The organism is Methylobacterium sp. WL64 (genome assembly GCF_008039945.1).
GTDB lineage: Bacteria > Pseudomonadota > Alphaproteobacteria > Rhizobiales > Beijerinckiaceae > Methylobacterium.
Genome location: NZ_VRVA01000066.1, coordinates 25,311 through 31,571, shown reverse-complemented (window position 1 = coordinate 31,571; position 6,261 = coordinate 25,311). Strand labels below are relative to the sequence as shown.

The window sequence follows — 6,261 nt, the reverse complement described above, 5'->3', positions numbered from 1 at the left end:
TGTTCGCGCTCGCCTTCAACCTGCTGCTCGGCTACGGCGGCCTGCTCTCGTTCGGTCACGCCGCCTATTTCGGCATGGCGAGCTATCTCTGCGCCTACACGGCCAAGAGCCTCGGTTTCACGCCGGAGCTGGCGATCCTGTCGGGTACCGCCACGGCAGCCCTGCTCGGGCTGGTCTTCGGCTCGCTGGCGATCCGCCGCCAGGGCATCTACTTCTCGATGATCACCCTGGCGCTCGCCCAGATGGCGTACTTCTTCTCGCTGCAGGCGAAGTTCACCGGCGGCGAGGACGGCATCCAGGCGGTGCCGCGCGGCAACCTGTTCGGGGTGTTCAGCCTCGCCGACGACCGGGCGATGTACGCCGTCGTCTGCGTGGTCTTCATGGCCGGGATGCTGCTGATCTACCGGATCATCCACTCGCCGTTCGGGCAGGTGCTCAAGGCGATCCGGGACAACGAGCCCCGGGCGATTTCGCTGGGCTACCGCGCCAACCAGTACAAGCTCGCGGTTTTCGTGCTCTCGGCGACGCTCGCCGGGCTCGCGGGCTCGACCAAAGCAATCGTGTTCCAGCTCGCCTCGCTGACCGACGTCCACTGGTCGATGTCGGGTGAGGTGGTGCTGATGACGCTGGTGGGCGGCATGGGCACGGTGTTCGGGCCGATTGTCGGCGCACTGGTGATCGTCACGATGGAGACCTACCTGGCGCAGTTCGGCGCCTGGGTGACCATCATCCAGGGCTGCGTCTTCGTGCTCTGCGTATTGCTGTTCCGCGAGGGTATCGTCGGCCTGATCGCGCGCCTGATCCGAAAGCCCCTCTGATTACGTCTACTATGTTATTAGGCGGACATTTTATGATCACGTCACCTTCCTACCCGAAAGAGTTTCCGGTCAATTTTAAGCGGATCTGGCGAATGGCCGCTACAAAGAATGGGCGATGAGCACTCCTACGATTGAGATTGTATCCAAACCGAACGTCCGGTCTTGCAAGTGATGGCGATCCGGCGTGCCGAAGTCTGGCCGGAAACGGTTCGTCTGCTTCGAAGACGGTCCGCCGGAAAAGCAGACAGGACCCTGCCGCTTCTGCGTGGCAGGATAGGGTGGTTCAGTGCGTGTTCCAAGGCGGCAGATCCTCGGCTGGGCACTTCTAGCCGACAAGACGCAGGCGCGAATTCCATCCACGGACCTTACTTCAATGCGGAGAGACCTTAATCTTCAAGCGACATGAGACTGGCATTGCCGCCAGCCGCGGTTGTATTTATTGATAAAGAACGCTCCTCGACGAGATCAAATAGGTTGTAATCGCCTCCCGAATCTTCAGATATGGTCGTCCGGATCGGAAGGATCGGGCCGTGCCCATCGGCGAGGAAACGAGCGAGTGCTCGAAGACTATCGTGGCCGCCCTCGTGCATTACGGCACGGATATGCGAGATGTCTGTGAGTGCGACCACATGCTTCACCTTTACAGCGATGTCCGCCGGAAGCCCGTGAAACAAGGCTGGGGAGGCGCCTTCGCCTGAGACGACCGCCGTGTTGCCGGTCGCGAGAATGGCACCAACCTGAACCAAAACTCCTCGCTTGGTGACGGCGATCGCGGCGATTCGACCTCGGGGGCAAAGACTATAGACATTGTTCTCTCCAACAGGTCCGATCAGGTCCACACGCAAGCCAAGTGGTGATCGCGTTGCGAATGCTTCCACGCGCTCTGCGACGACCTCATGTCCATTTCGTCGCAGCCATGCGATGTAACTGTCGACTGTCGAAGAGGCTGAATTCTTGCCCATGGGTGCCAAGACCAACGCCGAATTCGTGCACGAGAGAAGACGTCGCAGGTAGAGCGGCCCCCCCGCCTTCGGGCCTGTCCCCGACAGGCCGGAGCCTCCGAACGGTTGCACGCCGACCACCGCACCGATGACGTTGCGGTTTATGTAGACGTTTCCCGCCTCTATCCGGCTCAACACACGGTCAACGGTCTCCTCGATCCGTGTGTGAAGGCCGAAAGTCAGACCGTAACCGGAGGCTCCGATATCGAGGAGTAGCCGATCGAGCTGGTCACGCCGGTAGCGCAGCACGTGCAGTACTGGCCCGAACACCTCGGCTTCGACGTCGGCGATTCGATCAATCTCGATCAATGTGGGAGGGACGAACGTGCCCTGTTCGGTCGCGACCATCGTCGAGACTTGGATGACGCGGTGGCCGCACGCCCGCATCGCCTCGACGTGACCTACGATGCGATCCTTTGCCTTTTGCGAGATGACGGGACCGACATCAACCGACAGGCGGCGCGGGTCGCCAACCTCCAGCTCGGACATTGCCCCCCGAAGCATGTCGAGCGTTCGGTCTGCGACGTCGTCCTGGAGGCAGAGGATGCGTAGGGCAGAGCATCGCTGCCCGGCCGAGTCAAATGCTGAGGCTATCACGTCGGCCACCACCTGTTCAGGCAGAGCCGAAGAATCCACGATCATGACGTTCTGGCCGCCGGTCTCGGCGACGAACGGGACGGGACGCCCGTCCGGATTTAGGCGTTCGGCGAGTTGACGCTGGATCAAACGTGCGACGTCGGTTGAGCCTGTGAACATCACGCCTCGAACCCTGGCATCGCCGACGAGCTTCGCGCCGGTATCACCCGCGCCAGGCATGAGGTGAAGTGCGTCGGTGGGGATGCCGGCAGCGTGCAGCAGGCGCACCGCCTCCGCCGCGACAAGTGGCGTCTCCTCTGCAGGCTTGGCCAATACCGTGTTGCCGGCAGCGAGAGCGGCGGCGACTTGGCCGGTAAAGATGGCCAGAGGAAAATTCCAGGGCGAGATGCAGAGGATCGGTCCGAGAGGGCGTGCACCGTCGCCCAGTCGCTGGGCCTCGTTTGCATAGAAGCGCAGAAAATCCACAGCCTCTCGGACTTCGGCCACGGCGTTGGCGAAGGACTTGCCCGCTTCGCGCACCGTCAGACCCAACAGGACCGGCATGCGCATCTCGAAGGCGTCAGCCGCCTTGGAGAGAATGCTGGCACGGGTGAAGGATGACGTGCCGGCCCAATTCGGCGCCGCAGCCTCAGCTTTTGCAAGCGCGGATTCGATGTCCTCCGGTCGCGCGGAGATGGATCTCCCGACTACGTCACCGTGGTCCGCAGGGTTGCGCACGGCTTCGCACGGGAGGCCTGCTGTCCTGTGGGCAGGGCAGGCGGTCCAGTCCCCACCAACATAGGCCGTCAGATCGTGGGCCAATTGCGCCAGGATCGACTCGTCGCTCAGATCCAGACCGGCCGAGTTGAGCCGGGACGGGCCAAACAGGTCGCGCGGGAGCGCGATGCGCGGGTGCGGAGCGCCAGGTACGGGTTGCGCCTCTACAACCGCAACGGGATCAGTGATCAGATCTTCAACCCGTACCGTCTGGTCCGCGATGCGATTGACGAACGAGGAATTTGCGCCGTTCTCCAGAAGCCGGCGAACAAGATAGGCAAGCAGCGTCTCGTGGCCACCCACGGGGGCATAAATTCGGCAGGGCCGATTCAGCCTACCTATGCCGACCACGGACTCGTACAGCGGTTCGCCCATTCCGTGCAGGCACTGGAATTCGTATTGGCCGGGGGTGAAGTCCGGACCCGCCATCTCGACGATGCTTGCGAGCGTCTGCGCGTTGTGAGTGGCAAATTGAGGAAACACGGCGTCTGGTGCAGCCAGGAGTTTGCGCGCGCAGGCGAGGTAGGACACGTCCGTATGGATTTTGCGGGTGAATACCGGAAAGTCGGGAAGCCCATCGACCTGGGCGCGTTTGATTTCGGTGTCCCAATAGGCACCCTTCACCAGACGCACCATCAAACGGCGATGGGTCCGACGGCCCAGATCGGCGAGGTAGTCGACGACGAACGGGCAGCGCTTGCCGTAAGCTTGGATGACGAAACCGAGCCCGTTCCAACCTGCCAGCTCCGGAGCACCGGCAAGGATCTCCAGGATGTCGAGCGATAGATCGAGGCGATCGGCCTCCTCGGCGTCGATGTTCAGGCCGATGTCGTATCGCTTGGCAAGCAGGGCGAGGCCCAACACCCGCGGCGCCAGTTCGGCCAGGACGCGTGCGCGCTTGGCTCGGACGTAACGAGGATGGAGCGCCGACAGCTTGATCGAAATGCCCGGTCCAGCGTAGGGCCCGCGCCCGGCGGACGCGTGACCGATGGCGTGCACAGCCCCTTCGTAGGATACAAGATAGCGTTTCGCGTCGCTGGCGGTCACGGCTGCCTCGCCCAGCATGTCGTAGGAGTAGGTGAACCCGCGCTCTTCCATGCGACGAGCCCTGCGCAGCGCGGCAGCGATCGTCTGTCCGGTGACGAACTGCTCGCCCATCAATCGCATGGCCAGGTTGACCCCCTTGCGGATCAACGGCTCGCCTCCGCGGCTGATCAGGCGCGTCAACGCTCCGGACAAGCCGACCTCGCTCGTTGAATGCGTGAGCTTGCCGGTGACGAGCAATCCCCACGTGGCTGCGTTGACGAAAGGTGACGAACTTTGACCGAGATGCGCGGCCCAATCGCCTCCCGCGATCTTGTCACGGATCAGCGCGTCTCGGGTCGCCGAATCCGGAATCCGCAGGAGTGCTTCGGCAAGGCACATGAGTGCAACGCCCTCCTGGCTCGACAGATCGTACTCTCGGATCAAGCCCTCGACGCCACCCCGACGCGTCGTGCTGCGAAGGCCCTCGACGAGTCGCCGCGCGGTATCGGCGATGCGGGCGGCAGCCGGAGGCGTCATCCGCGCAAGGGCCAAAAGCGACCCGATGCATTCCGCCTCCGGACGACGACAGGCCGCGACGATCGCAGAACGGAGAGGCGACATGGAGGGCAATTCCGCTCGAAATGCCTCGAGACCGTTCGCCGCATCACCATGAGGCTGTAAGGCTAATGCCATCGACATGCCGCACTCCATTCAAGTCCGCATTCTGACAGCGGGTGGATAGAGCGGTTCTATCCTTAAATATGACGTTTTAAAATCGCCTGTCCTGTGCGAAGTTTCGCCGAAATCACCGACAAAACGAGCATCGGCAGTGAAAATCACGGACACGCTCGATGCGGCGATCCTCCGCATCTTGCAAGAGGATGGGCGGATATCGACAGTCGACCTCGCGGAGCGACTCAAGTTGTCGCCAACGGCGACGAGCGAGCGCTTGAAGCGTCTGACGCGCGAGGGTTACGTCATCGGCTATCGCGCGCGCCTTGACCCCGAGAAGTTGGACCTTGGCTTACTCGTGTTCATCGAGGTGCTGCTCGATAAGACCACCGCAGCCGTGTTTGACCGCTTTGCCGACGGCGTCCGGCGTGTCCCCGAGATTTTGGAATGCCATATGGTGGCAGGCGGGTTCGACTACCTTCTAAAGGTGCGGGTCAGGGATATGGCCGCCTACCGCCGCTTCCTCGGAGGAGTCATGGTCGACCTACCCGGAGTGAAGGAGACGCGCACCTACGCCGTCATGGAGCAGATCAAGGACGATGCACCGCTGCCGGTTCGTTAGCGTCATCAGCCATCACTCGGCAGCTTTCGAAAGGCCGCGACAAGCGCTTTTTGCGAGTAGGTAATATGTTCCTCAAGTAGGACCGTCGCCTTGGCCACGGCGCCGGAACGGCAGTGGTTGAGCAATTCCCAGTGCTCCCGAAGCGGCCGCTCCTTGCCGGCAGCGCGTGAGACATTCAACCGCGTGAATCGGCCAACCTGTCCATAGTTGGCCTCGATCATTCCGAGGAGCTTTTCACGGCCGCAGGGAGCATAGAGAACCGAGTGGAAGGCCCAGTTCGACTCCCCCCACTGGGTGGGGTCTCCCGAGCGTGCATAATCCTGCAGAATTGTTTCAGCCGCCTCGAAATCGGCGTCGATCATATTTGGGATCGCGAGCTGCAAGGCTCTGCATTCGAGGGCGATGCGAATATCCAGGAGTTCCAAGACTTCAGAAAGCGACAGGGCTGTCACGGTGGCGCCCTTGTTGACCTCAATAGTCACCAAGCCTTCCGCCTCCAACTGACGTAGCGCTTCCCGGACCGGGATACGGCTCGTGCCGAAGCGCTCGGCCAGTTCATCCTGACGAAGTTGTCCGCCGCTGGCGTAGTCGCCTGCCAGGATCGCGCGCCTCAGACCCTCGCGGACCATCGCGGAAGCCGACAGTTTCGAGCCGTCCTTCGGCAACTTGTCGTCCGCGATCGGCGCGGCGGCAGATTTCGGCATCAAGCGTATCCAGCGTCGATCCTGTCGCGGTTCTATACAGGTTGCTCAAATCCCATCCAGACCAT

Annotated in this window: 4 protein-coding genes; 2 read left to right on the top strand and 2 right to left on the bottom strand. The window is 62.1% G+C overall.

Annotated elements, in window-relative coordinates:
• A partial coding sequence (locus FV242_RS22235) for a branched-chain amino acid ABC transporter permease (RefSeq protein ID WP_147940439.1) occupies positions 1-818 on the top strand: 818 nt, incomplete at its 5' end.
• 386 nt (positions 819-1,204) lie between these two features.
• Here the strand turns inward: FV242_RS22235 and putA are convergent.
• Positions 1,205-4,891, bottom strand: coding sequence for a trifunctional transcriptional regulator/proline dehydrogenase/L-glutamate gamma-semialdehyde dehydrogenase (gene putA, locus FV242_RS22230; RefSeq protein WP_210248954.1), 3,687 nt, complete (start codon positions 4,889-4,891; stop codon positions 1,205-1,207).
• Positions 4,892-5,027: 136 nt separating this feature from the next.
• On the opposite strand from putA, the gene FV242_RS22225 reads away from it, so the two are divergent.
• On the top strand, positions 5,028-5,492 hold the full coding sequence (locus tag FV242_RS22225; protein WP_147940437.1) for an Lrp/AsnC ligand binding domain-containing protein: 465 nt from the start codon (positions 5,028-5,030) through the stop codon (positions 5,490-5,492).
• Positions 5,493-5,497: 5 nt separating this feature from the next.
• Here FV242_RS22225 and FV242_RS22220 read toward each other — a convergent pair whose 3' ends face one another.
• On the bottom strand, positions 5,498-6,196 hold the full coding sequence (locus tag FV242_RS22220) for a GntR family transcriptional regulator (protein WP_147940436.1): 699 nt from the start codon (positions 6,194-6,196) through the stop codon (positions 5,498-5,500).
• Between the last annotated feature and the right edge of the window lie 65 nt (positions 6,197-6,261).